The 25,727-nt window shown below is 74.2% G+C and carries 21 protein-coding genes; 12 read left to right on the forward strand and 9 right to left on the reverse strand.

All coding sequences use genetic code 11. The features are described from left to right. The first annotated feature begins 1 nt into the window (after nt 1). The 3 genes from ABZW14_RS21510 (at nt 2) to ABZW14_RS21520 (ending at nt 4,918) form a co-directional block, all read left to right on the forward strand. Nucleotides 2–247 carry a MoaD/ThiS family protein gene (locus tag ABZW14_RS21510; RefSeq protein WP_355349167.1) on the forward strand — a complete coding sequence of 82 codons (246 nt, stop codon included), beginning with the start codon at nt 2–4 and terminating at the stop codon, nt 245–247. 20 nt (nt 248–267) lie between these two features. Further along, on the forward strand, nt 268–1,632 hold the full coding sequence (locus ABZW14_RS21515; protein WP_355349170.1) for a metallophosphoesterase: 1,365 nt from the start codon (nt 268–270) through the stop codon (nt 1,630–1,632). Nucleotides 1,633–1,726: 94 nt separating this feature from the next. After that, complete coding sequence (locus ABZW14_RS21520) at nt 1,727–4,918, forward strand: UvrD-helicase domain-containing protein (protein WP_355349173.1); 3,192 nt, start codon at nt 1,727–1,729, stop codon at nt 4,916–4,918. 41 nt (nt 4,919–4,959) lie between these two features. Here the strand turns inward: ABZW14_RS21520 and ABZW14_RS21525 are convergent, their stop codons facing one another. Then, nucleotides 4,960–5,715, reverse strand: a complete 756-nt coding sequence (locus ABZW14_RS21525) for an A24 family peptidase (RefSeq protein WP_355349176.1) — start codon at nt 5,713–5,715, stop codon at nt 4,960–4,962. Between the two features lie 10 nt (nt 5,716–5,725). Beyond that, nucleotides 5,726–6,733, reverse strand: coding sequence for an EamA family transporter (locus tag ABZW14_RS21530; protein ID WP_355349179.1), 1,008 nt, complete (start codon nt 6,731–6,733; stop codon nt 5,726–5,728). 86 nt (nt 6,734–6,819) lie between these two features. Here ABZW14_RS21530 and ABZW14_RS21535 point away from each other — a divergent pair, with 86 nt between their 5' ends. Further along, complete coding sequence (locus ABZW14_RS21535) at nt 6,820–7,620, forward strand: flagellar basal body protein FliL (RefSeq protein ID WP_355349182.1); 801 nt, start codon at nt 6,820–6,822, stop codon at nt 7,618–7,620. A 134-nt stretch (nt 7,621–7,754) separates the two neighbouring features. After that, nucleotides 7,755–8,990 (forward strand): ATP-binding protein, encoded by a 1,236-nt coding sequence (locus tag ABZW14_RS21540; protein WP_355349185.1) that lies wholly within the window; start codon nt 7,755–7,757, stop codon nt 8,988–8,990. A 3-nt stretch (nt 8,991–8,993) separates the two neighbouring features. Here the strand turns inward: ABZW14_RS21540 and ABZW14_RS21545 are convergent, their stop codons facing one another. Then, a complete protein-coding gene (locus ABZW14_RS21545; protein ID WP_355349188.1) occupies nt 8,994–9,539 on the reverse strand; it encodes an N-acetyltransferase in 546 nt (181 codons plus the stop codon). Between the two features lie 135 nt (nt 9,540–9,674). Here ABZW14_RS21545 and ABZW14_RS21550 point away from each other — a divergent pair, with 135 nt between their 5' ends. Continuing rightward, on the forward strand, nt 9,675–10,220 hold the full coding sequence (locus tag ABZW14_RS21550) for a DoxX family protein (RefSeq protein ID WP_355349191.1): 546 nt from the start codon (nt 9,675–9,677) through the stop codon (nt 10,218–10,220). Between the two features lie 203 nt (nt 10,221–10,423). Beyond that, the gene (locus tag ABZW14_RS21555) at nt 10,424–11,860 is read left to right on the forward strand and encodes a glycosyltransferase 87 family protein (RefSeq protein WP_355349194.1); all 1,437 of its coding nucleotides are present in this window, start codon (nt 10,424–10,426) and stop codon (nt 11,858–11,860) included. 4 nt (nt 11,861–11,864) lie between these two features. Here the strand turns inward: ABZW14_RS21555 and ABZW14_RS21560 are convergent, their stop codons facing one another. The 5 genes from ABZW14_RS21560 to ABZW14_RS21580 form a co-directional block, all read right to left on the reverse strand. Continuing rightward, the gene (locus tag ABZW14_RS21560) at nt 11,865–12,296 is read right to left on the reverse strand and encodes a molybdenum cofactor biosynthesis protein MoaE (protein WP_355349197.1); all 432 of its coding nucleotides are present in this window, start codon (nt 12,294–12,296) and stop codon (nt 11,865–11,867) included. 114 nt (nt 12,297–12,410) lie between these two features. Then, on the reverse strand, nt 12,411–13,670 hold the full coding sequence (locus ABZW14_RS21565) for a molybdopterin molybdotransferase MoeA (protein WP_355349200.1): 1,260 nt from the start codon (nt 13,668–13,670) through the stop codon (nt 12,411–12,413). 37 nt (nt 13,671–13,707) lie between these two features. Then, nucleotides 13,708–14,178, reverse strand: a complete 471-nt coding sequence (locus ABZW14_RS21570) for a MogA/MoaB family molybdenum cofactor biosynthesis protein (RefSeq protein WP_355349203.1) — start codon at nt 14,176–14,178, stop codon at nt 13,708–13,710. Then, nucleotides 14,175–14,666: a cyclic pyranopterin monophosphate synthase MoaC gene (moaC, locus tag ABZW14_RS21575; RefSeq protein WP_355349206.1), complete on the reverse strand. Its 492-nt coding sequence runs from the start codon at nt 14,664–14,666 to the stop codon at nt 14,175–14,177. The genes ABZW14_RS21570 and moaC overlap by 4 nt, the downstream gene beginning before the upstream one ends. Nucleotides 14,667–14,891: 225 nt before the next feature. After that, the gene (locus ABZW14_RS21580) at nt 14,892–17,942 is read right to left on the reverse strand and encodes a BTAD domain-containing putative transcriptional regulator (RefSeq protein WP_355349209.1); all 3,051 of its coding nucleotides are present in this window, start codon (nt 17,940–17,942) and stop codon (nt 14,892–14,894) included. A 507-nt stretch (nt 17,943–18,449) separates the two neighbouring features. Between ABZW14_RS21580 and ABZW14_RS21585 the strand changes: the two genes are divergently transcribed. From ABZW14_RS21585 to ABZW14_RS21605, 5 genes are all read left to right on the forward strand, one after another. Next, nucleotides 18,450–20,966, forward strand: coding sequence for a bifunctional diguanylate cyclase/phosphodiesterase (locus ABZW14_RS21585; protein ID WP_355349212.1), 2,517 nt, complete (start codon nt 18,450–18,452; stop codon nt 20,964–20,966). Between the two features lie 55 nt (nt 20,967–21,021). Further along, nucleotides 21,022–22,380, forward strand: a complete 1,359-nt coding sequence (locus ABZW14_RS21590) for a glycosyltransferase 87 family protein (RefSeq protein WP_355349215.1) — start codon at nt 21,022–21,024, stop codon at nt 22,378–22,380. After that, a complete protein-coding gene (locus tag ABZW14_RS21595; RefSeq protein ID WP_355349218.1) occupies nt 22,377–23,009 on the forward strand; it encodes a phosphoribosyltransferase family protein in 633 nt (210 codons plus the stop codon). The genes ABZW14_RS21590 and ABZW14_RS21595 overlap by 4 nt, the downstream gene beginning before the upstream one ends. 23 nt (nt 23,010–23,032) lie before the next feature. After that, nucleotides 23,033–23,407, forward strand: a complete 375-nt coding sequence (locus ABZW14_RS21600; RefSeq protein WP_355349221.1) for a zf-TFIIB domain-containing protein — start codon at nt 23,033–23,035, stop codon at nt 23,405–23,407. Between the two features lie 82 nt (nt 23,408–23,489). Then, complete coding sequence (locus ABZW14_RS21605; protein WP_355349223.1) at nt 23,490–24,173, forward strand: maleylpyruvate isomerase N-terminal domain-containing protein; 684 nt, start codon at nt 23,490–23,492, stop codon at nt 24,171–24,173. 18 nt (nt 24,174–24,191) lie between these two features. On the opposite strand, the gene dnaB is transcribed toward ABZW14_RS21605, so the two are convergent. After that, nucleotides 24,192–25,595 carry a replicative DNA helicase gene (gene dnaB, locus ABZW14_RS21610; RefSeq protein ID WP_355349226.1) on the reverse strand — a complete coding sequence of 468 codons (1,404 nt, stop codon included), beginning with the start codon at nt 25,593–25,595 and terminating at the stop codon, nt 24,192–24,194. Nucleotides 25,596–25,727: the final 132 nt, after the last annotated feature.

The following is a 25,727-nucleotide window of genomic DNA, read 5'->3' on the forward strand; positions in this document are numbered from 1 at the left end:
GGTGCAGCTCACCGTCCGCTATTTCGCCGGCGCGCGGGCCGCGGCCGGCCGCGCCGAGGAGACCGCGCCCGCCGGCCGGTCGCTCGACGAACTCCTCGATGAGCTGACCGGGCGGCACGGCGAGCGGCTGGCCATGGTGCTGAAGGCGGCGAGCTTCCTGGTCGACGGAGTGGCCTGCCATGATCGTCAGGCACCGCTGCCGGCCGGGGCGACGGTCGACGTGCTGCCGCCCTTCGCGGGCGGCTGAGGGAGGCTCCCGTGTTGGCGATGGCGACGTTCGTGGGCTTCGCTGTGCTCGTCACCGCCCTGATCCACCTCTACCTGTGGAAGCGGCTGGTGCGCGACACCACCCGCCCGGGCCGCTGGCGGAAGGCCGGCGGGGTGGTCGCGCTGCTGCTGGCGCTGCTCGTGCCGGCGACCATGGTGGGCACCCGCAACGGCTCCTACTGGCTCGCCTGGCCGGGCTACCTCTGGCTGGCCCTGATGTTCTACCTGCTGGTGCTGCTGCTGGTGCTGGAGGTGCCCGTGGCGGTGGCGAAGCTGGCGCTGCACCGCCGCGAGCGCGCCGCGACCGGCGTGGTTGCCGGGCCGTCGACGGTGCCGGCGGGCGGCACCGGCCGGGCGGACACCCCGGCGGGCGGCCACGTCGCCGAACCGGCGGCGGCGGGTCCCACCTCGAGCGTCGCGCTCGCGGAGCCGCCCGTCGCGCCGGCGGGGTCCGCCGAGCCGCCGGCCGGCGAGAACAGCGGGCCGCAGGACGGCACCGGGCCCGCCGGGGAGCGGCCGGATCACGACGCGTCCCGCCGGTTGCTGCTCGCCCGGGGGGCCGCGATCTTCGCCGGGCTCACCGCCGCGGGAGTCACCGGGTACGGCGTACGCACCGCGATGGGACCGCCCCGGCTGGACCGGGTGCAGATCCCGCTGGCCAAGCTGCCCCGCGCCATGGACGGGCTGCGTATCGCCACCGTCTCGGACATCCACCTCGGGCCGCTGCGGGGCCGGTCGCACACCGAGCGGATCGTCGCGATGATCAACCGGCTCGACGCCGACCTGGTGGCGGTCGTCGGCGACCTGGTCGACGGCTCGGTGGCGGAACTGGGCCCGGCCGCGGAACCGCTGCGCGACCTGCGCTCCCGCTACGGCAGCTTCTTCGTCACCGGCAACCACGAGTACTACTCCGGGGTGGAGGAGTGGGTGCGCGAGGTGGACCGGCTGGGCCTGCGGGTCCTCCAGAACGAGCGCCAGGAGATCCGGGCCCGGGGCGGCGTGCTGGACCTGGCCGGGGTCAACGACGTCACGGCCGCCGGCACCGGGCTGGCCGCCCCGGCCGACTACGCCGCCGCTCTCGGCGACCGCGACCCGGGCCGTCCCGTGGTGCTGCTGGCCCACCAGCCGGTGGCCGCGCACGAGGCGGCGAAGTTCGGTGTGGACCTCCAACTCTCCGGGCACACCCACGGCGGCCAGATGGTGCCGTTCAACCTGCTGGTGAAGCTCCAGCAGCCGGTGGTCTCCGGTCTCGGCGAGGTGGACGGCACCAAGGTCTACGTCACCAACGGCGCCGGCTTCTGGGGCCCGCCGGTCCGGGTGGGCGCACCGCCGCAGGTGACCCTGGTCGAGCTGCGCGCCCCATAGCGCGTCACGGCCGCCCGGTCCAGCACCGCATTGCTCAGGTCACGCGTACGCGTGGCGGCGGGCGGCCGGGGGACCGGGCGTGACAGGATGCGGCGTGCCTCCGTTCAGCGCCGCACCCCCCGGTGGCCTCCCGCCGTTCGTCGCGGATCTGCACATCCACTCGAAGTACTCGCGCGCGTGCAGCCGTGACCTGACCCTGCCGAACCTCGGCTGGTGGGCCAGACGCAAGGGCATCGGTGTACTCGGCACCGGCGACTTCACGCACCCCGCCTGGTACGACCACCTGCGCGAGACCCTGCACCCGGCCGAGCCCGGCCTGTACCGGCTGAGCCCGGAGGCGGAGCGGGACATCGCCAAGCGGCTGCCGCCCCGGCTGGCCAGCGCGGCGGAGGCGGACCCGGTCCGGTTCATGCTCAGCGTGGAGATCTCCACGATCTACAAGCGGGACGACCGGACCCGGAAGGTGCACCACCTCATCTACCTGCCGGACCTGGACGCGGTGGCCCGGTTCAACGCCGCGCTGGGGCGGATCGGCAACCTGGGCTCGGACGGCCGCCCGATCCTCGGACTGGACTCCCGCGACCTGCTGGAGATCACCCTGGAGGCCAGCCCGGACGGCTACCTGGTGCCGGCGCACATCTGGACGCCCTGGTTCTCCGCGCTCGGCTCCAAGTCCGGCTTCGACGCCATCGCCGACTGCTACGCCGACCTGGCCGAGCACATCTTCGCCGTGGAGACCGGCCTCTCCTCCGACCCGGAGATGAACTGGCGGGTCGGCAGCCTGGACCGCTACCAGCTGGTGTCGAACTCGGACGCGCACTCGCCGCCCGCGCTGGCCCGGGAGGCCACCGTCCTCGACTCGGCCCGGGACTACTTCGCGATCCGCGAGGCGCTGCGCACCGGCGACGGGCTGGCCGGCACCATCGAGTTCTTCCCGGAGGAGGGCAAGTACCACGCCGACGGGCACCGGCTCTGCGGCGTGAACTGGTCCCCGGAGCGCACGCGGGAGGCCGGCGGGCGCTGCCCGGAGTGCGGGAAGCCGCTGACGGTGGGCGTACTGAGCCGGGTGGAGGAGCTGGCCGACCGGCCCGAGGGGCACCGGCCGGCGCACGCCCGAAAGGTGACCCATCTGGTGCCGCTGGCCGAGATCCTCGGCGAGCTGAACCGTGTGGGCGCGCGCTCCAAGAAGGTCGAGGGCAAGCTCCACGAGCTGATCGCCGCGCTCGGGCCGGAGCTGGACATCCTCACCCGTACCCCGCTCGACGAGATCGGCCGGGCCGGCGGCGAGCTGCTCGCCGAGGGCATCGGCCGGCTGCGCCGGGGCGAGGTACGGCGGATCCCCGGCTACGACGGCGAGTACGGCGTGATCACCCTCTTCGACCCGGCGGAGCTGGGATCGTCGGCCGGGGGCGCCGGCCAGGACACGCTTTTCGACGTACCCGTGCCCGCGCAGCGGAAGCCCGCGGAGCCGGCGCCGAAGCCCAGGACCCGGCGCCCGGCGGCGGTCAAGGCGGAGCCGAAGCGCAAGCCGGCCCCGCCGCCCCCGCCGCCGATCGCGCCGGCGCCCTCCCCGCACGAGCCGTTCGAGCCGATGCTCGCCGGGATGGAGGAGGTCGGCACCGGGCTGCTGGACCGGCTCGACGCAATGCAGCGGGTGGCCGCCTCGGCGCCGGGCGGCCCGCTGCTCATCGTGGCCGGCCCGGGCACCGGCAAGACCCGGACGCTGACCCACCGGATCGCCTACCTCTGCGCGGAGCTGAACGTCTTCCCGGAGCAGTGCCTGGCGATCACCTTCACCCGGCGGGCGGCGGAGGAACTGCGGCACCGGCTGGACGGGCTGCTCGGCCCGGTGGCCGAGGACGTCACGGTCGGCACCTTCCACTCGCTGGGCCTGACCATCCTGCGGGAGAACGCGCAGGCCGCGGGCCTGCCGGCGGACTTCCGGATCGCCGACGACGCCGACCGGGCCGCCGCCCGCACCGAGGCCGGCGACGACGACGAGCGGTACGCGACGCTGCTGCGCAAGCGGGACCTGGTCGACCTGGACGAGCTGCTCACCCTGCCGGTGGCGCTGCTGAAGGGCGACAAGAAGCTGGTCCGGGAGTACCGCGAGCGCTGGAAGTGGATCTTCGTCGACGAGTACCAGGACGTCGACGCCGTCCAGTACGAGCTGCTCCGCCTGCTCAGCCCGGCCGACGGCAACCTCTGTGCGATCGGCGACCCCGACCAGGCGATCTACTCGTTCCGGGGCGCGGACGTCGGCTACTTCCTGCGCTTCTCCCGGGACTTCACCGACGCCCGGCTGGTCCGGCTGAACCGAAACTACCGGTCGTCCGCGCCGATCCTGGCCGCCGCCGTGCAGGCCATCGCGCCGTCGTCGCTGGTCCGCGGCCGCCGCCTCGACCCGGCCCGGCTCGACCCGGAGGCGCCGCTTGTCGGTCGCTACGCCGCGACCTCCGTCGCGGACGAGGCCGACTTCCTGGTACGCACCATCGACGACCTGGTGGGTGGCCTCTCCCACCGCTCCCTCGACTCGGGCCGGATCGACGGCCGGACCACCTCGCTGTCCTTCTCCGACATCGCGGTGCTCTACCGCACCGACTCGCAGGCCGCGCCCCTCGTGGACGCGCTGGCCCGGGCGAACATCCCCGTGCAGAAGCGCTCGCACGACCGCCTCCGCGACCGGCCGGGGGTGACCGCCATCGCCCGCGAGCTGCGGCACGCCGGGCTGGACGGCCCGCTGACCGCCCGGGTACGGCTGGCCGGCCAGATCCTGGCGGAGCGCTTCGCGGTGCCGACCCTCGACGGTTCCGGCGCGGTACGCCCCGAGGACGTCCGCACCGCCGTCGACCTGCTCACCCCGCTGGCCCGGCGCTGCGGCGATGACCTCGGGCAGTTCCTCGCCCAGCTCGCGACGGGGGCGGAGGTGGACGCCCTCGACCCGCGCGCCGAGGCGGTCACCCTGCTCACCCTGCACGCGGCCAAGGGGCTGGAGTTCCCCGTGGTCTTCCTGGTGGGCGTCGAGGACGGGCTGCTGCCGCTGCGCTGGCCGGGTCAGGAGCCGGACGACGACGCGGTGGCCGAGGAGCGGCGGCTCTTCTTCGTCGGGCTGACCCGGGCCCAGGACCGGCTCTACGTGAGCCACGCGGCCCGGCGTACGCGGCACGGGTCGGAGCGCGAGTGCCGCCCGTCGCCGTTCCTGGACGTGATCGACCCGGGGCTGTTCGAGCGCTTCGGCGACACCGAACCCCGCCGCCCGAAGGACCGCCAGCTCCGCCTGATCTGATCGCAGGGTCCCGCGTCCCGATCTGATCACAGGGTCCCGGGTCAGGCGAGCAGGATCGCCAGCCAGGCGCCCGCGAGGAGCGCCGGGCCGAAGGGGAGCGGGGTGTCGCGGCGGACCCGGCGGGCGGCGAGCAGGGCGAGGACGACCACCCCGTTCAGCAGGTGCGGGAGGAGCAGCCCGAGACCCAGGGTCGGCCAGCCCAGCCAGCCGAGCGGCAGGCCGAGCGCAGCGGTGAGCTTCACGTCGCCGAAGCCGAGCCGGGCTCCGGGTAGCAGCGCGAGCAGCACGGACCCGGCGAAGGAGACGGCCGCACCGGCCAGGGCGGCCAGCAGCCGGGCGGGTGTGCCGGTGATCAGCGCGGCTCCGACAAGACCGACACCACCCGCTGCCGCTGCGGCGGCCACCAGCGGGTCGGGCAGCCGCAGGCAGGCCAGATCGACGAGGGCGAGCGCCAGCCCGACCGCCGCCACCGCCAGGAAGGCCGGCAACGCCGGATCGCCGCCCCGCGCCGCCGCCAGCCCGCCAAGCACCGTCGCCCCGGCCAGCGTCGCCCCGAGCCGGTCGCGGCACCGGGCAGCGAGATCGCCGGGCACGTGGAACCGGGCGACGGCAACACCCGGCGCGTGGGACCAGACGGCGGCATCGCCGGGCGCGTGGAACCGGGCGACCGCATCGCCGGGCGCATCGGACCGGGCGGCCGACGGCCGAGGGTGAGCGGAGAGCCGGGCGAGCGGGACGGCGGCCCAGCCGGCCAGGGCGCCGAGGAGCGCGACACCCGTCACCAGCCCGGCCGACACGGCCGGGACGTTACCGGCGGGCCGGCTCCGGGGCCGCCCCGTCCACGGGTCGTGCCGCTGACCGGCGGGGGCGCTCGGTGCTCACCACCACGGCGACGCCGGCCACGATCACCGCGCCGCCGAGCAGCACCTGGGCGGTCACCGGCTCGGCCGCGAACAGCGCGCCGAGCGCCACCGCGACCGCCGGGTTCACGTACGCGTAGGTCGAGACCAGCGAGATCGGCGCGTGGGCCAGCAGCCAGACGTACGCGGTGAAGGCGACCAGCGAGCCGGCCACCATGAGGTAGACCAGCGCGGCCCAGGAGCGGCCGGTCACCTCGGCGGGGGAGAAGCCGTGCAGCTCGCCCCGGACGACGGCGATCACGGCGAGCGCCGCGGCGCCGGCGACCATCTCGTAGACCGTGGCCACGAAGGGGTCGTCCGGCATCCGGATCCGGCCGGACAGGTAGGAACCGACCGACCAGCTCACGGCCCCCGCCACGACGGTCAGCGCGCCGACCAGCGGCACACTGCCCGACCCGCCGCTCGGCAGGACGAGCAGCACGAGACCGACGAACCCGAGGGCGACACCCGCGAAGGTCCACGGCCGGGGCCGGTCGCCGCCGACCGTGCGCAGCAGCACCACGAGGAGCGGGACGGTGGCCACCAGCAGCGCGGCGATCCCGGAGGGCAGCGCGGTCCCCTCCGGGCCGGACTCGGCGAGCACCACGAGACCGTTGCCGCCGGCCAGCAGCAGCACACCGACCAGCGCGGCCGAGCCGAGCTGCCGCCGGTCGACGCGGAGCGCCCCCGGCCCGCGGCGCAGCCGCAGCACCAGGGCGAGCACCGCCGCCGCGGCGGCGAACCGCAACGCGGCGGAGGTGAGCGGCGGCAGGGACTCGACCGCGACCCGGATGCCCAGGTAGGTCGAGCCCCAGAGCACGTAGACCAAGACCAGCGCGGTCCAGATCAGGGCGGGACGGGCCGGGGTGGAGGCGTGGTCGACGGCGGGCGTCGCACTCGTGGGGCGTGAGCTCATCGCTGGACCACGCTACGGTGACCACGGCGTCGGCGTCCCCCGTTGGTGGCCGGCCTCTCAGCACTGGCGTACGCAGGAGGGCGTTCATGTCGAACTACGGACCACCGGGCGGCGGCCCTCCTGAGCCGTGGGGTGGACGGCGCCCCGACGACGGCTACCCTCCGCCGGCCGATCCGCGCTACGACCCCGGCTACGGCGGGCAGCCGGGCGGCTGGGGCGAGGCGCCGACCCGGCACTACGAGCCGTCAGCTCCGCACTACCCGCCGGCGGCCCCGCACTACGAGCCGCCCGCCCAGCGCTACGACCAGTCGACCCAGCGCTACGAGCCGGAGCCCGCCTGGAACGCCGGCCCACCACCGGCCGCCCCGCCCTACCAGGGCTATCCGACCGATCCCGGCTACGCCGGCCAGCAGCCGTACGCCGAGCCGGCGCCGCCGAAGCGCGGCAAGGGGCCGCTGCTCGTGGTCCTGGTCGTGCTGGCCGTGCTGCTGCTCGGCGGCGCGGGGGCCTACTGGATGCTCGGCCGGGACGACGCCACCCCGAGCGGGACGGCGTCCGCCTCCGCGCCGGCGGCCGGCCCGACCGGGGCCGCGAGCGCGCCGGCCGACGTACCCACCACACCGCCGGCCCCGGCCTCCTCGACGGACCCGCGCTTTGTGAAGGCGGGCCAGTGCGTCGCCAACGAGGGCGGTTCCGCCGAGCCGAAGCTGGTGATCAGCGAGTGCGGGGCGAAGACCTACCAGGTTCTGCGCCGCATCGACGGTTCGACCAGCGGCAAGAAGGACGCCGAGTCGAAGTGCGCCAAGGTCGCCGGCTACACCGACTGGTACTTCTTCGACAGCCAGCTCGACGACCTCGACTTCGTGCTCTGCCTGAAGCGGCGGTAGGGCACCGTAGCCAAAACTAGGGCTGTCTAGCATCCACGCTAGACAGCCCTAGTTTCGTCTCGACGCCCGACACGCGGTAGCCGCATCTACGCATGTCTAGCCCCGCCGCTAGACAGCCCGATACTGTGCGATTCGTGGATCCGGTCCGCAACCCGTACGCCCCGGGCGCCGGTCAGCGCCCGCCCGAACTCGCCGGGCGGGGGCGGGAGCTGGACGTCTTCGACGTGGTGCTGGAGCGGATCGCCCGCGGCCGGCCGGAACGCAGCCTGATGCTCACCGGGCTGCGCGGCGTCGGCAAGACCGTCCTGCTCAACACGCTGCGCTCGCAGGCCATCAACCACCTCTGGGGCACCGGCAAGATCGAGGCCCGGCCGGACCAGTCGCTGCGCCGGCCGGTCGCCGCCGCGCTGCACATGGCGGTCCGCGAGCTGGCCCCCCGGCACCGCGCCCCCGACCGGATCGACGCCTTCCTCGGGGTGCTCAAGGCGTTCGCCCAGCGCGCCGCCCCGGCCGGGCGCGGCGGGGCCGCCCCGAAGCTGCGCGACCGCTGGCAGCCCGGCATCGACGTGCCGGCCAGCAGCGGCCGGGCCGACTCCGGCGACATCGAGATCGACCTGGTCGAACTGCTGACCGACGCCGCCGCGGTGGCGACCGACGTGGGCACCGGCATCGCCATCTTCATCGACGAGATGCAGGACCTCGGCGCGGAGGACGTCTCGGCGCTCTGCGCCGCCTGCCACGAGCTGTCCCAGCTCGGTGCGCCGCTGATCGTGGTGGGCGCCGGGCTCCCGCACCTCCCGGCCGTGCTGAGCGCCGCGAAGTCGTACTCCGAGCGGCTCTTCCGCTACCAGCGGATCGACCGGCTGGACCGGATCGCCGCCGACCAGGCGCTCTGCGCCCCGGCCGAGCGGGAGGAGGTCGAGTACGAGCAGAAGGCCCTCGACCTGCTCTACGAGAAGTCCGGCGGCTACCCGTACTTCGTCCAGGCCTACGGGAAGGCCACCTGGGACCATGCGCCCCGCTCGCCGGTCACCGCGGCGGACGTCCGGGTCGCCGCGCCGGAGGCGGAGGCGGAGCTGGCGGTGGGCTTCTTCGGCTCGCGGTTCGAGCGGGCCACGCCGGCCGAGCGCGAGTACATGCGTGCCATGGCGACGCTCGCGTTGGTGGACGGGGAGGAGAGTGGCCGCGACGACATGGACGCGGCGGTGCCCACCGCGGAGATCGCCCGGGCGCTCGGCCGGAAGCCGGCCAGCCTCTCACCGGCCCGCGACGCGCTGATCAAGAAGGGCCTCATCTACTCGGGTGAGCGGGGCACGGTCGCCTTCACCGTCCCGCACTTCGGCCGCTACCTGCGCACCCAGCCGGCCTGACGGTCAGACCTTCGACCAGGGCGCCGGAAAGACCACCTCGCCGGCCGGGGGCGGCGACTCGTCGCTGGTGGACGGCGGCAGTACCAGCGCCTGCCACGGCTCGCCCAACCCCGACCACGGGCTCGTCAACCCCAGCCGGTCCGCCCGGCCGAACCCGAAGCGGCGGTAGTACGCCGGGTCGCCCAGCACCACCACCAGACGCTCGCCCAGCTCGGTGGCGGCGTCGAGGGCGGCCTGCACCACCGCCACGCCGTGCCCGACCCGCTGCCGGTGCGGGGCGACCGCCACCGGGCCGAGGGCCAGCGCCGGCCAGGCGCCGCCGTCGGTGCGCACCTGCACCCGGGTCAGGAGCGCGTAGCCCACCACCTCGCCGCCGTACTCGGCGACCATGGCCAGCTCCGGGATCCAGGCGTCGCTGTGCCGCAGGTCCTCGACGAGCCCCACCTCGGGCGGGGTGGCCACGTCGGGGCGGGCGAACGCGCCGGCCAGCACCCGGGCGACCGGCTCCTCGTCCGCCGGGTCCTCGGGTCGGAGTCGCAGGGTCGTCACCCGCGCGACCTTACCGCCCGGAGCCCGTCCATCCGCGACGGTCGCTGAAATCGATACGCGCCGGACGTCCACGTCGGCCGATCCCTTTCGGGTGTTGCAGGGGTGGCGGGGCCCGCGACGGGGTATGACTGAGCCATGAAGCCCGTGCGCTCCCTCGCCCGCGTCATGTTGAGCGGCATCTTCGTGGTCAGCGGCGCCCGCAACCTGCGGAACCCGGGCCGCCTGGTCCCGGCCGCGCAGCCGATCACCGACAAGGTCACGCCGCTGATCCAGAACCTCCACCCCCGCATCCCCACCGACACCGCGACGCTGGTGCGGGCCAACTCGGCCACCCAGCTGATCGGCGGGCTGATGCTGGCGACCGGCAGGTTCACCCGACCGGCCGCGCTCGTCCTCGCCGCCACCCTGGTGCCGACCACCGCCGCCGGCCATCCCTTCTGGAACAACGACGACCCGGCGGCACGGAACAACAACCAGATCCATTTCCTGAAGAACCTCGGGCTCTTCGGCGGTCTCCTCCTCGCCGCCGCCGACACCGAGGGCAAGCCGGGGCTCCGCTGGCGCACCGGCCACCGGATCAACCACTCGCGCCGCTCGGTGCAGCGCGCGGTCCGGACCGCCCGCCGAGAGGCGAAGATCGCCGTACGCTCGGCGGCCACCGCCCGCCGAATCCCCGGCTGACCTGCATCAATACGGCCACCACCCCCGCAAGGCCACCAATCACCTGAACCGTCCGAGACCCGTTAACGCGGTGGAAATGTCAAAAACACGTGTGGGATCGGACACGGTCGCATAACGCGGGAGGCAGTGACGTGAGGCGCCGTTCTAGGCTCCCTGCTGGACCTGGACGGGCAGGACGACCTTGGTACGGGGGTGGCCACGCCATGCCGGCGACAGTCGGTAGACGGATGGACCGCCTCACCCCCATCCAGCGCGCGACGCGGGGCATCGACCGCCGGGCCGTCGTGCGGACCGGTGTCGTTGCCGCCGTCGCCTACGCCGCATGGCTCGCCATCGGCGCCTTCGGCCGGCCGTACAACTTCTTCGACATGAAGATCTACCACGGCGCCGTGGTGTGGTGGGCGAACGGCAACGAGCTGTACGACTTCATCGCCCCCTCCACGACCCTGGGCTTCACCTACCCGCCGTTCGCGGGCCTGGCCATGCTGCCGATGTCCTGGCTGCCGGTCGACGCCGCCGGCTGGCTCAACGCCCTGGCCAGCATCGTCGCCCTCGCCGTCGTGCTGGCCGCGCTGCTGCGCCCGATCGTCGACCGGCTGGGCTGGTCGCTCTGGTTCACCGTCGGCATCGCCACCCCGCTGGCCCTGGCCATCGAGCCGTCCCGGGAGACCCTCGGCTACGGCCAGGTCAACCTGCTGCTCTTCGCGCTGATCATGGCGGACCTGGTCGGCCTGCGCTGGCGGGCCCGGCGCGGCACCCACCACGACACCGCCGACTCGGCGTTCGCCCGGTTCGTCTACAGCGGCACCTGGGCCGGGGTCGGCATCGGGCTGGCCACCGCCGTCAAGCTCACCCCGGCGCTGTTCGTGGCGTACCTCGTGATCACCCGGCAGTGGCGGGCCGCGCTGACCGCAGTCGGCACCACCATCGGCGTGACCATCGCGACGTTCGGGCTGGTCGGCGAGGAGTCACGGACGTACTTCACCAGCGTGCTCTGGCAGACCGAGCGGGTCGGCGCGGCGGACATGACGGCCAACCAGTCGCTCGCCGGTCTGCTGGCCCGGCTCTACGACTCGATCGAGACGCCCGGCCTGCTCTGGCTGGCCTTCGCGGTGCTGATGCTCGCGCTGGGGCTCTCCCGGGCGAGCAGTGCCCGCGCCGACGGCGACGAACTCACCGCGTTCACCCTGGTCGGGCTCACCGCCAACGTGATCAGCCCGATCTCCTGGTCGCACCACCTGGTCTGGGTCATCCCGGCCGTCATCGTGCTGGCCGACGCCGCCGTACGCCGCCGCGAGGCGAGCCGCGGCCTGCTGCCCCGGGCCACGGGCACGCCAGCGGCCACCGGCGTCCCCGCGCTCCGGCCGCCGATCTGGTATCCCGCCCTCACCGGGCTCCGCCACGGGGTCGGCGCGCTGGGGCTCTACCTGCTCTTCCTCATCTCGCCGATCTGGCCGTACGAGCACCAGCTCCCCGAGGTGTCCCACTACCAGGACGGCCTGTTCGGCGCGCTGATGGAGAACTCCCTGGCCGTCGCCCTGATCGTGCTGGTCGCGGCGCTGCCCTGGCGCCCCGGCGCGGAGCCGGCGTTCTATCACGACCGGCTCGCCCGGGCGGCTCAGCCCGCCGTCCGGCGCTGAGGCGTCAGGGGCAGTTCACCCACTCCTCGGTGCCGTCGTCGAACACCTGCCGCTTCCAGATCGGCAGTCGCGCCTTCACCTCGTCGACCAACCGCGCGCAGGCCGCGAAGGCCGCCGCCCGGTGTGCGGTGCCGACCACCGCGATCAGGGCCACGTCGCCGATCTCCAGCGGGCCGATCCGGTGGGACACGGCCACCGCGTACACCGCGGGGTCGGCGGCGATCTCGGCCGCCACCTCGCGCAGCACCGCCTCGGCGGTCGGATGGCCCTCGTACTCCAGGAGGGTGACCGCGCGGCCGTGGTCGTGGTCGCGGACCACGCCCTGAAACGAGACCACGGCGCCGGCCCGGCGGTCGGCGACCGCCGCCTCGTGCGCGGCCAGGTCCAGCGGCCGGTCCGTCACCGCGCCGAGCACGACGCCGGAGGCCGTGCTCACTGAGCCTCCCCGGTTCGCGACTGCGGGGCTCGCAACCCCGGCTCACTCCTCGCGCTCACCATGCCACCCCGGTTCGCGACTGCGGGGCTCGCAACCCCGGCTCACTCCTCGCGCTCACCATGCCCGCTCCCCCGACGTCAGCGGCAGCGGAACCAGCGGCACCTGGTCGCCCGCCGCGCCGCTCGTGCCCGGCCGGATCACCGCGAAGCCGTCGGCACCGGCCAGGCCGCGCAGCATCGCCGAGCCGACGTGGCGGACCGGGTGCGCGGTGCCGGCCGCCCGGTCCCACCGCACCAGCGCGAGGTGGGTGTAATCGCCGCGCCCGGGGACCGGCTCGGCCAGGGTGACCCGCGGCAGCACCGGCATCGGCCGGCCCTGCAGGCCGGCGAGCAGCGGCGCGACCAGCGAGACCAGCGCGACGACGGCGGACTGCGGGTTGCCCGGCAGGCCGGCCACGAAGCGGACGCGGCCGTCGTCGCCGACCAGCCGGGCCAGCAGCATCGGGAAGCCGGGCCGGACCGCCACGGTGTTCACCACGTAGTCGGCACCGAGCGTCTCCAGCGTCGGGTGCAGGTGGTCGACCGGGCCGTGCATGGTGCCGCCGGTGGTGCAGACCAGGTCGGCGTCGGCGAGCGCGGCGCGCAGCGCGGCCACGTGGGCGGGCAGCGTGTCGGCCACCGGGCCGACCACGTCGGCGGGGCGCACCTGGCAGCCGTAGCGGCGCAGCCAGGCGGGCACCGCCGGGCCGAGCGCGTCCCGGACCCGGCCGGACCCGGGCGGACCCGCGGTCAGCAGCTCGTCACCGAAGACCAGCAGCGCGGCGCGGGGCCGGCGGCGGACCCGCAGGGTGTCGTGCCCGCAGGAGGCGGCCAGGCCGATCACCGCCGGGTCGACGGGCGTGCCAGCCGGCAACAGCTCCTCCCCGGCGTACGCCTCCTCGCCCGGCTCCCGCCACTCGGGCGCGGGGCGGGGCGTGCCGGCCACCCGACCGTCGGCGGTCCGGGCCGACTCCTCGATCCGCAGGATCGCCGTGGTGCCCTCGGGGACCATCGCACCGGTGGCGATCTCCACCGTGCTGCCCGCGGCCTCCAGCGGGGGCGGGGTCTGCCCGGCGAGCACCCGGCCGACCACCCGCCACGGGCCGTTCCCGCGCACCGCCCAGCCGTCCACGCTGGAGGTCGGGAACGCCGGCAGGTCGGTACGCGTCGTCAGCGGCTCGGCCAGGGTGTGCCCGTCGGCGTCGGCGAGCGGCCGCCCGACGGTGGGGAGCGCGGCGGCGAGGCCCACCGCGTACACCCGGGAGCGGGCCTCCTCCCACCCGGCTGGCGGCGGCGCGGCGACCTGCTCCGCGCCAGCTGCGGTTTCCGTGCTCATCCGGCGAGCCTAGCGCCGGAGCGGCGGGGGCGTGCGGTCAGTGGTCGCCGCCGCGGAGCTGGTCGACGGTGTGCCGCAGGATCGGCCCGAGCACCGCGAGACCGTCCTTCGCCCCGCCCCGCGACCCGGGCAGGTTGACCACCAGCATCCGCCCGGCCACGCCGGCCAGCCCGCGCGACAGGGCGGCGGTCGGCACGGCCTCACGGCTGTGCGCCCGGATCGCCTCGGCGATACCGGGGATCTCGTAGTCCAGCAGGGGGCGGGTCACCTCGGGGGTGCGGTCGGTCGGGGTGACGCCCGTGCCACCGCTGGTCAGCACCACGTCGACGCCCTCGTCGCGGGCTGCCCGCAGCGCCGCGCCGACCGGTTCACCGTCGGGCACCACCACCGGCTCGTCGACCTCGCAGCCCAGCTCTCGCAGGCCGGTGACGAGGAGCGGGCCGCTGGTGTCCGCGTAGACGCCGGCGGCCGCCCGGTTGGAGGCGACGATCACCCGGGCCCGGATCACGGCCGGTCCTCCGGCCGGACCCACTCGCCGGTCTTGCCGCCCTCCTTGCGCAGCACCCGGACCGCGTCCACCGAGGCCGCCGGGTCGACCGCCTTGACCATGTCGACGAGGGCGAGCCCGGCGACGGCCACCGCGGTGAGCGCCTCCATCTCGACCCCCGTCCGGTCGGCGGTCTTCGCCGTGGCGGTGATCTCGACCGTGTCGTCGGTGAGGCGCAGGTCGACGGTGACGCCGTGCAGGGCGATCGGGTGGCAGAGCGGGATCAGGTCGGGGGTGCGCTTGGCCCCCATGATCCCGGCGAGCCGGCCGACGGCCAGGGCGTCCCCCTTGGGCAGGCCGTCGCGGCGCAGCAGCTCGACCACCTCGGGGGTGGTACGGAGGCGGCCGGCGGCGACCGCGAGCCGGCCGGAGACCGGCTTGGCGGAGACGTCGACCATCCGGGCCGCGCCGGCGGGGTCGACGTGGGTGAGCTGCGCGGGTTCCGTCACGGCCGCGAGCCTATCCGTCCGGTACGTCCGGGCGCGCGCTTCGGGCCGTCGGCGGGGAGGGGCGCCGTAGGCACCCCTCCCTCACCTGCCCGCCGTCGATTCGCTGGGGGGGAAACCGGACGGCGGGGGCCTCGTCGACCGGGTCCCCCGTGCAGTGGACCGCCCCCGTTGGTCGACATGCGGCGACGCTAACGGGCCGGGCGATAAGAAATCGATAAACCGCTCTCAGGCCGGGTCGTGAGCGGTTCGGGACAGGCGCCGTTCCAGGTCGGTCAGCTCGGGCGCCCCCATCCGGCGGAAGATCGCCAGAGCGCGCAGCCGGTACCGCAGCGCCTCCTTGTCGTCCTCGCCGAGGTGGTCGGCCAGGGCGGCCAGGGCGCGGCCCTGCTCGTACGGGTGGGCGATGCGGGTGGCGAGCGCGAGGGCGTCCCGGTGCGCGGCGATCGCCGCCTCGGCGCGGCCTGACGCGGCCAGCGTCAGGCCGAGGTCGTTGAGGATCGCCGCCTGCACGTGGCGCTCGCCGGAGTCCCGCGCGAAGTCGAGGGCCAGCTTGTGCTGCTCCCGCGCCGCGTCGAGCCGGCCCAGGTGCCGGTACGCGATCCCCAGGTCGTTGCGCGCCTCCGCCTCGCCGAAACGGTGCCCGGTGCGGTCCCGCAGCCGCAGCGACGCCGTGATGAGCCGGACCACCTTGTCGTGGTGACCGAGCCGGTTCTCCACGGAGGCGATGTGGCCGAGGGCGTTCGAGATGTCGTAGCCGCTGCCCCGGGACCGGCCGAGGAACAGGTGCTTGCGGTGCGCGTCGATCGCCTCCGCGTACCGGCCGAGCGTCGTGAGGGCGAAGCCGAGGTTGGGCAGGAGCAGGATCGGGTCGACGGCCGTGCCACCCGGTCGCGACCGGAAGATCTGTCGGCCGAGGGCGACCGACCGCTCCGGATCGCCGGTCAGCCAGTGGACGACCACCAGGTTCGCCCGGTAGCGGTGCTCGTTGCCGCGGTCGCCGAGCTCCCGGGAGATGGTTACCGCCGCCTCGAGGTGTCGCAGCGAGTCCAGGTAACTCCCGGTTCGGGTGTACGCCGAGGCCAGGTAGTTGTGCATGACCGCCTGCGCCGCCCGGTCGCCGCTCTGCTCCGCGGCGGTCAGCCCGGCGCGATGAGTGACCAGGATGTCGTCGAAGTAACCGCGGATGTAGCAGAACCGCCACATGGCGCGGGCCAGCCGCCACCCGTACGCGTGCAGTCCCGCGTGTTCGGCGAAGCGGACCAGGGCCACGAGGTTCGACCGCTCCCGCTCCAGCCACTCGACGTCCGATGGCTCGGTGTGGCCGAGCAGGTCCGGGCGACGCGGCGGATCCAGGCGAAGGTGGGGATGCAGTGCCAGCGGATCCAGCGACTGGGCGCGACCGGCCACCTCGTGCAGCACGTGGTCGAGGAGCCGCTCGGCCCCCTCGTCCCGTTCCCGGCGTTCGTCCGGCTCGCGGGACAGCTCGACCGAGTAGAGGCGCATGAGGTCGTGCAGCCGATAGCGACCCGGGGCGACCTCCTCGATGAGGTGCTGGTCGAGGAGGTCGTCCAGCATCCACTCGGTGCGGTGCAGCGGCAGGGCGGCCAGGGCGGCCGCCATAGGCGCGTCGAACCGGTCCCCGGCGTGGACGCTGACCAGCCGGAACAGCCGCTTGACCGGCTCGGCCAGCGGTTCGTACGAGGCGGTGAACGCGCTGACGACTGTCTGCTGCTCCACGGCAAGTTGCCGCAGCACCGTCGCCCCGGCGGACAGCCGGTCGGCCAGGTCGGCGACCAGCCAGGCCGGCCGGTGTGCGAGTCGCCCGCCGGCCAGCCGGATGGCCAGCGGCAGGTGACCGCAGCGCCGGACAACCTCGGCCGCCGCCTCCGGCTCCTCACCGACCCGTTCCTTCCCGGCCGTGCGGGCCAGCAACTGGACCGCCTCTGCGGAGGTCAGCACCGGAAGCGGCACGGACGGCCCGACGTCGCCGGTCGACAGCCGGCGCCGGCTGGTCACCAGGACGACCGACCCGGGACCAGCCGGGAGAAGCGGTCGTACCTGGTCGCCGCCGGCCGCGTTGTCCAGCACGATGACGGCGCGGCGACCCCGCAGCTCGCGCTGCCACAACTCGGCCCGCGCGTCGTGGTCGGTGGGGATCCGGCCGGCGGGCACCCCGAGCTGCCGCAGCAACGCGGTCAGCGCGTCCGCCGGATCGACCGGGACGCCCTCGGCGTGCCCGCGCAGGTCAATGAAGAGCTGTGCGTCGGGGTACCGGCCCGCGAGCCGGTACGCCAGGTGGATCACGAAGGACGTCTTGCCGCTGCCCGCCATCCCGTCGACGACTCGGACCGGTGACGTGCCCCCAGCCGTGCCCGCGATCTCGGCCATCAGGCGCTCGGCGAGTTCCCGCCGACCCACGAAGTCGCTCACCAACCGGGGCAGGTGGTTTCTTGACGTCTGCTCCGCCGGCGTCGGGCCGGCCCGCCCGGCTGGCGAGGCGACACTCCCGTCGGGCACCGGCGGCACGGCGCCGAGCGGCTCCCCGTCGAGGAGGGCCTGGTGGAGCGTCCGCAACTCGGTGCCCGGCTCGATGCCGAGTTGCTCGGTCAACACCTCTTCCGCCCGGCGGATCGCAGCAAGCGCCCCCACGGGATCGCCGTCCGCGTGGCGGGCCCAGGCCAGCAGGGCGTGCGCCGACTCTCGATAGGGATGGGTGACCAGGTGATCGGTGAGGAGGGCGATGGCGGATCTGGCCCGGCCGAACCGGAGCTCCAGCCTGGCCCGGAGCTCGACCGCGGTGAGGCGCTGCTCGTCGAGGGCCGCTCGACGTGCGGCAAGGACCGGGCCTACCGGCAGTCCGGCCGCCAGCGGCCCCCGCCACAGCCGCTCGGACTGCGCGAGCAGCGCGTCAGCGCTTTCGACGGCACCCCGCGACCAAGCGGTCGCAGCAGCGTCGACCAGTTGCTCGAAGCGGGGCACGTCCACCTGCTCGACCGCCAGGTCGAACCGGTAGCCACCGGAGAGCCGGACGATCGCCGGGCCGTCGTGCCGCTCGAACACCCGCCGGAGATTGCCCGCGTAGGTCCGCACGTTCGCCACGGCGGAGCGGGGCGGCTGCTCCGGCCACAGCTCGTCGACGAGGGAGTCGATCGTGACGACCCGCCCGCCATGCAGGGCGAGCATCGCCAGGACGAGCTGCTGTTTCGGTGTGCCCAGGGGCAGCCGGGTCGACTCCCGCCACGCCTCGGGTGCCCCCAGGAGCCGGACCTCCGCCAAATCCTTCCTCCGCAAATCCGGAATTGAATAACCGCTGTATTCCCTGCCAATATATACGGAATGCGCCCCAACGGAAGATAGTGCGCGATCCGCCGCACGACTTCAAAAGATATCAGAGAGCGACGACATTTTTCCGGACCGTGGATCTGCAGCGTGGGATGTGACCCAGTGCCCGAACGACTAGAGACATCGCGCATGAGGGACTCGATAATCCCATTGGAACGTCGCCCCGAATATGCGTTCGGTCTTCAGTCAAAGACAGTCAGTGACAAGAGGCGGCGACATTAGCGCATTATGCGCATATGGACATCTAATGTCACCAACTCGGCCTAAACGCCATAAGCTGTCCTGCGTCGGTGGGGGTCGACGACAACGGCTCCGCAGGATCGAGCGAAGGGCTAGGCACATGCGCGGCAACGACTGGTTGTGAGCTTCCCGGGCGCCTGAGCGGGCCGTACAGTACGGGTACACGCACCGCTACGGGATGAGCGCGGTGGAGGCCAAGACGTGACTCGTGCCCTTGCACGCGACAATGGGACCGATCGGCGGCTGCTGCTGCTAGTCGGTCTCGTCGTGTTTACCGCCGGGGTCTCGGCGCTGGTCAGCCTCCGAGTGATTGTCACCAACGACCTGGTCACCGAGACAAACCTGACCCGGGCCGCCACACTCACGTTCCTCGTGGCCGTCGCCGCAACGGTGAATGTGCGGATCCGCATCCGGGCCACCACCCACGGCATTTCCTGGACGGATGCCGCGTCGGTCATCGGGCTGGCGGTCGCCCCCGTGCCGTGGGTCGTCGTGGCGACCGGCCTGGGCGTTGCGATCGCCCGGGCGATCACCCGGCTGCCCCCCATCAAGCTGGCTTTCGGCATCGCCAAGGAGATGACGCTGGCCGCCGCGGGCGGGTTGGTGCTGGTAGCCGCCGGCTGGACCTGGCCGTGGTCCGGATCCATCGGCCGCTCGCTGCCCGCCCTGGTACTGGCCTACCTGACGGTCGTGGTGCTGGACGAGCTGCTCATGTTCCCGGTTCTCGCGTTCGCCACCGGGACGCCGATCCTCAACCGCTTCCGGCAGCAACTCGACCTCCGGCTGGCAAGCGTTCTCGCCCGCTTCTCGGTGGTCCTGTCCACCCTGCTGATCCTCCGGATCAACCCGGCCTTCCTGGTCGTCGTGCCGCCCCTCGTCCTGAGCCTGCACCTGGCCAACTCCAGCCGCGTGCGCAGCCGGGCGGAGCGGGAGGCCTGGCAGCGCCTGGCCCGCACCACCGACGCGCTGAACGTGGTCGACCTCGACCAGGTGCTCACGACCGCGGTCACCCAGGCCACCGAGCTCTTCTCCGCCGACGAGGTCGACCTCGAGCTGCGGGAGGAGGGGCGGCTGGTCCGGGGGTCCGGTGGCGACGTCACCCTGCGCGGACCGGCCGGTACACCCAGCACGATCGAGGGTTCCGTGCTGACCACCCGCCTCGAAGGGCACGACCAGACCGCCGACATCGGTGTGCTGCGGTTGCGGTTCGCCGGGCCGGTGGAGCTGTCCGAGCGCGAGCAGTACACCCTGCGTACCTTCGCGTCGGCACTGTGCACGGCGGTCCGCAACGCCCAGGCGTACGCCGAGCTGGCCCGGATCGCCGACGAGCACGCGTACGCCGCCACCCACGACGCGCTCACCGGGCTCTCCAACCGGCGGCACCTCCTCGACGAGGGCACCGAGCAGCTCACCAACCGGCACGCCGAGGGCGTCACCGCCCTGGTGCTGATCGACCTCAACCACTTCAAGGAGGTCAACGACACCCTCGGGCACGGCGCCGGCGACCGGGTGCTGACGCAGGTCGCCGATCGGCTGCGTGGGGCGGCCCGCCCGGACGACCTGGTGGCCCGCCTCGGCGGCGACGAGTTCGCCGTCCTGCTGCGCGGCCTGCCCGCCCCGGCGATCGCGGCGCACCGGGCCGAGGCGCTGCTCGCCGCGCTGCACGAGCCGCTCGACCTGGACGGCATGCGGATCAGTGTGGAGGCCAGCGGCGGAATCGCGGTCGCACCGGCCAGCGGCGGGATGGCGGAGCTGCTGCGCCGCGCCGACGTGGCGATGTACCAGGCCAAGCGTGCCGGCCAGCGGATCGCCACGTACGCCCCGACCCGCGACACCGCCGACCTGGGCCGGCTCACCCTCGGCGGCGAGCTGCCCCGGGCGGTCGCCGACCACGAGTTCACCGTCAACTTCCAGCCGATCGTCGACCTGGGGAGCGGCCAGGTGATCGGCGCCGAGGCGCTGGCCCGCTGGCACCACCCGACGCACGGCATGATCGACCCGCTGCGCTTCATCGAGGCCGTCGAGCGCTCCGGGCTGCTGCCCGCCTTCGCCGAGGCGATCCTCGACCAGGCGTTGATCGCCGCCGGCTCCTGGCGGGACGCCGGCTTCGACCTGCCGGTCTCGGTGAACGTGTCGCCGCGCAGCCTCCTCGACGCCCGCTTCCCCGGTGCGGTGCTGGCCCGGCTGCGGGCGCACGACCTGCCGCCGGACCGGCTGGTGCTGGAGCTGACCGAGACCCTGACGCTCAGCCAGCTCGACGTGGTCGACCGGGTACTCAGCCGGCTCCGCGACTCCGGCGTACGCCTGGCCCTCGACGACTTCGGCACCGGCTACTCCTCGCTCTCGCTGCTCTCCCGGATCCCGGTGCACGAGTTGAAGATCGACCGGAGCTTCGTGACGGCGATGGAGAGCGCGACCGAGGCCGCCGCGGTGATCCGCTCCACCCTGGACCTGGGCCGCAGCCTCGACCTCACCGTGGTGGCCGAGGGCGTGGAGAGCGAGCCGCAGCGGCGGGCGCTCTGGGAGCTGGGCTGCGCCGCCGGCCAGGGCCACCTGTTCGCCCGGCCGCTGCCCTCCGGCACGCTGCTCGCCGCCCTCCAGCGGGGAGCCGGCGGTCGCCCGGGCGCCCTCGCGCCCCCGCTGCACGACGCCGGAGCGGTGATCCGCCTGCCCGGCCGCCGCACCGGCGGCGGCCGCAACCGCACCGCCACCTCCTGACCACCACCGCCTGCCAAGATCGGCGGCGGGGCGCCCGTCTGCCAGACTGGCCCGCGTGACCGTCGACGCCGACCGGACCGCCGCCCCCGCTCTCCGCCGCTGGCAGGCGGTCGACAGCGCCGCCGGTGGCCTCGCTCTCGACCTGGGCCTCTACGCCGTCTCCGCGGCCTTCGCCGCGGTCACCGCCGCCACCTCCACGCTGCTGCCGCACCGCGCCTGGGGCACCCTCGCCACGGTCGGCTACGCCCTGGCGGCGCTCGCCGCGACCGCTCAGCTCCTGGCCCGGCGCCGGCATCCCGGCAGCGCCCTCGCCGCCCTGCCCGCCCGCTGGGCGGTCACGGGCTTCGCCTGGGCCACCACCGCGCTGCTGCCGGTGGTCGCCCAGGGCATCCAGCGCGCCGCCGGCCGGACCGACCGCGCGCAGGAGGAGGTGGTCGTTGTCGAGCACGCCGGCGCACGGCTCGCCGAGCACGGCACCCCCTACCTCGGGCACGACGCCATCGCCGCCCTGCCGCCCGGCGAGCAACTGCTCGGCTACACCCCCTACCAGCCCGGGATGGCGCTGTTCGGGCTGCCCCGGGCCGCCACCGACGCCTGGTGGACCGACGCCCGGGTCTGGTTCGCCCTGGTCACCGCGCTGGTGCTGGCCGCCGCCGTGCGCGCCCTGCGGACCACCACCGGCCCCACGGCACCCCGGCGGGACGCCGCCGTGCTGCGCGCCGCGCAGGCCGCCACCGTCCTGCCCATCTGCGCGCTAACCCTCGCCACCGGGGGCGACGACCTGCCCGTACTCGCGCTCTGCCTCCTCGCCCTCGCCCTCGCCGCCGCCGGCCGGCCGGGCCGCGCGGGCCTCGCGGTCGGCGCGGCCGGCGCGCTGAAGCTGTTCGCCTGGCCGGTCGCGGTCGTGCTGGTCTGCTGGGCGGCCACCCGCCGGGCCGGGCTGCGCACCGCCCTGGGGGCCCTCGGCCTGCCGGTCCTCGCGCTGCTCCCCGTGCTGCTGGTCGACCGCGACGCCCTGGTGGAGAACGTGCTGCGCTTCCCGCTCGGGCACGGCCTGGTCACCAGCCCCGCGCAGTCCCCCTTCCCCGGCCACCTGATCGCGAGCGCGCTGCCCGCCGGCCGGCTGGTCGCCGCCGCGCTGCTGGGCGCCGTCGCGGTGGTGATCGCCGTCCGGCTGCTGCGCCGCCCGCCGGCCACCGCCGCCGCCACCGCGCTGATCTGCGGGTACGGGCTGCTCGCCGCGATCCTGCTGATGCCCTCCACGCGGTTCGGCTACCTGCTCTACCCGATCGCCCTGCTGGTCCTCGCCCCCGCCCTCGCGCTCGCCGAACACCGCCACGAGGTCGCCCCCGGCGCGCCTTTCGCGGCAACTGGGCGGCGCGGCCCGGCCGGAGGGCGTAGACCTGAGGCATGACCACCTACCGCGACCGCGCCGAGGCCGGACGCATGCTCGCCGACCGGCTCGGTGAGCTGACCGGGCGACCCGACGTCATCGTCCTCGGGCTGGTCCGCGGCGGCGTACCCGTCGCCCGGGTCATCGCCGAACGGCTCGGCGCGCCGCTGGACGTGCTGGTGGTCCGCAAGCTCGGCATGCCCTGGGCCCCCGAGGTGGCCTACGGCGCGCTCGGCCCCGGCGGGGTGCAGGTGCTCAACGACATGATCGCCGACCGGATCGACGCGGACGAGCGTGCCGAGGTGCGCCGGCGCGAGCAGACCGAACTGGACCGCCGCGAGCGGCTCTACCGGGGCGACCGCCCCCAGCTCGACCTGACCGGGCGCACCGCCGTCATCGTCGACGACGGCCTGGCCACCGGCGCCACCGCCCGCGCCGCCGTGCAGGTGGCCCGGCACCTGGGCGCCGCCCGCGTGGTGGTGGCCGTCCCGGTCGGCTCCGACCAGGCGTACGAGATGCTCGCCGCCGAGGCCGACCAGGTGATCTGCGCCCAGATCCCACCCGACTTCGGTGCGGTCGGGGCCTACTACGACGACTTCCACGAGGTCTCCGACGACGAGGTGACGCAGGCGCTCACCGCCACCGCGTGAGGTCACCGGGTACCTTCGGTGTCATGCAGCTCACCTGTCCCAAATGCCACGGAGAGATGCGCCAGTACGAGCGCAGCGGAGTGATCATCGACCAGTGCGGCGAATGCCGCGGCATCTTCCTCGACCGCGGCGAGCTCGAGAAGCTCTTCGAGGCCGAGGCGAACTGGAACCAGCAGCACGGCGCACGGCAGGCCGCTCCGGCCGGAGGCGGCTACACCCCGCCCCCGCCGCCGCCCGCCGCCGCCTCCCACCAGCCCGGCTACGGCGCGGTCCCGCCGCCGCCCCCGCCGCCACCCGGCCACGGCTACGCGCAGCCCGCGTACGGCCAGCACTACGGCTACCACGGCCACTACCGCCGCAAGAAGCACCACGGCTTCCTCGGCGAACTCTTCGACTGACGCTCGCCATGCCGGGCCGGCGACGCACCGGCCCGGCATCGCCGTCGTGCCGACTCCGCCCCGCCGTGGCAGGCTGCACGGCATGACCGCGATCCGGCAGCACGAGGCGCTGGCGCAGGCGTACGACGGCATCACGGCTGCCGTCACCCCGCTCGACGACGCCGGCCTGCAACGACCCACCCGCTGCCGGGGCTGGCTCGTCGCCGACCTGCTCTTCCACGTGCTCTGCGACGCGCAACGGGCGCTCGTGGCCCTCGCCAGCCCCGCACCCGGCCCGGCCGACGTCGACGACGTCAGTTACTGGCGCGCGTTCACCCCCGGCGGCGACGACGAGGCGAGCGTGAAGCACGCCTGGTGGGCCCGCCGCTCGGCCGCCGCCTTCGACCGGCCCAGCGGAGTGGTACGCATCTGGTCCGACACCGCACCCGCCGCCGTCCGGGCGGCCGCGGCCGCGGACCCCGCCGGACACGTGACCACGCAGGGACACGTGCTGCGCGTACCCGATTTCCTCGCCACCCTGACCACCGAGGCGGTCATCCACCACCTCGACCTGGTGGTGGACCTGCCCGACGCGCCGCTCCCTGCGGAGGCCCCCACCCGGGTGGCGGTGGCCACGGTGGACGGCCTGCTCAGCGACGACGCGGTCCGGCCGACCGGCTGGGACGACCGGGACTACCTGCTCAAGGCCACCGGCCGGCTGCCGCTCACCGACCGCGACCGGCTGGAACTGGGCGAGGCCGCCGGCTGGTTCCCCCTGCTCGGCTGACCGCTGCGCCGCTCCGGCTCAGACGATCGCCATGTCGACGAAGCGGGACAGGTGGAGCTGCGCGGCAACCGTGATCGTGTCAGTCGGTCCGTTTCGGTGCTTGGCGACGATCAGGTCCGCCTCCCCGGCGCGCGGCGACTCCTTGTCGTAGTAGTCGTCGCGGTGCAACAGGATGACCACGTCGGCGTCCTGCTCGATAGAACCCGATTCGCGCAGGTCGGACAGCTGCGGTCGCTTGTCGGTGCGCTGCTCCGGACCACGGTTCAGCTGACTCACCGCGATCACCGGGCACTCGACCTCCTTGGCCAGCAGCTTCAGGCCACGGGACAGGTCCGCGACCTCCTGCTGCCGGCTCTCGGTGCGCTTCGGCGAGGTCATCAGCTGGAGGTAGTCCACCACGATCAGCTTGAGGTCGTGCTTCTGCTTGAGCCGCCGCGCCTTGGCCCGGATCTCCATGAGGTTCATGCTCGGCGTGTCGTCGACGAAGAGCGGCGCCTCGCTGATCTCGCCCATGCACCGGGCCAGCTTGGTCCAGTCGTCGTCGGAGAGCTGACCGCTGCGCAGCACGTGCAGCGGGACGCGGGCCTCGGCCGAGAGGAGTCGCATGACGATCTCGACCTTGCTCATTTCCAGCGAGAAGATCGCCGACGCCTGGTTGGCTCGAATAGCAGCATTTCGGGCGAAGTCCATAGATGCGGTTGATTTGCCCAGACCCGGCCGGCCGGCCACGATGATGAGCTGCCCCGGGTGCAGACCGTTCAGCAGACGGTCGAGGTCGCTGAACCCGGTCGGCACACCGGTCATCACCCCGCCCTGGGCGCCCACCGCCTCGATCTCGTCGAGCGTCGGCTGGAGCATGTCGGCCAGGACCGCGAAGTCCTCGCTGACCCGCTTCTCGGTCACCTCGTAGACGGCCTGCTGAGCGAGGTCGACGACGTCGTCGACGTCGCGGCTGCCACCCTGGCCGGTGCCGTAGCCGAGCTGGACGATCCGGGTGCCGGCCTCGACCAGCCGGCGGAGCACGGCCCGCTCGCCCACGATCCGCGCGTAGTAGGCCGCGTTGGCGGCGGTGGGGACGCTGGCGATCAGCGTGTGCAGGTACGGCGCGCCGCCGATCCGGGCCAGGTCGCCGGAGTCGGCGAGCGCGGCGGCCACGGTGATCGGGTCGGCCGGCTCACCCCGGCCGTAGATGTCGAGGATCGCGTCGAAGACGGTGGCGTGCACCGGGCGGTAGAAGTCGTTCGACTTGAGGATCTCGACGACGTCCGCGATGGCGTCCTTGGACAGCAGCATGCCGCCGAGGACGCACTGCTCGGCGGCCACGTCCTGAGGCGGGGTCTTCTCGAACTGGCCGTCCCGCTGCGCCGGCGCGGGCGGCTGCCCGCCGGCCCGCTCCGAGCGCGTCTCGTCGGTGACCGACACGGGTCCCCCCTTGCTGCGTCGGATCGGATCCAGCTCTACCGCCGGGGTGTGACAGTTTCCGCCGACCCTCCGGTCGATCGGGGGCCATCGCCCGGACGGTCGGGGGACCACGATACGGAACCCGAGGTCAGC

Source organism: Micromonospora sp. NPDC004551, assembly GCF_040609975.1.
In the GTDB taxonomy this organism is placed as follows: Bacteria; Actinomycetota; Actinomycetes; order Mycobacteriales; family Micromonosporaceae; genus Micromonospora.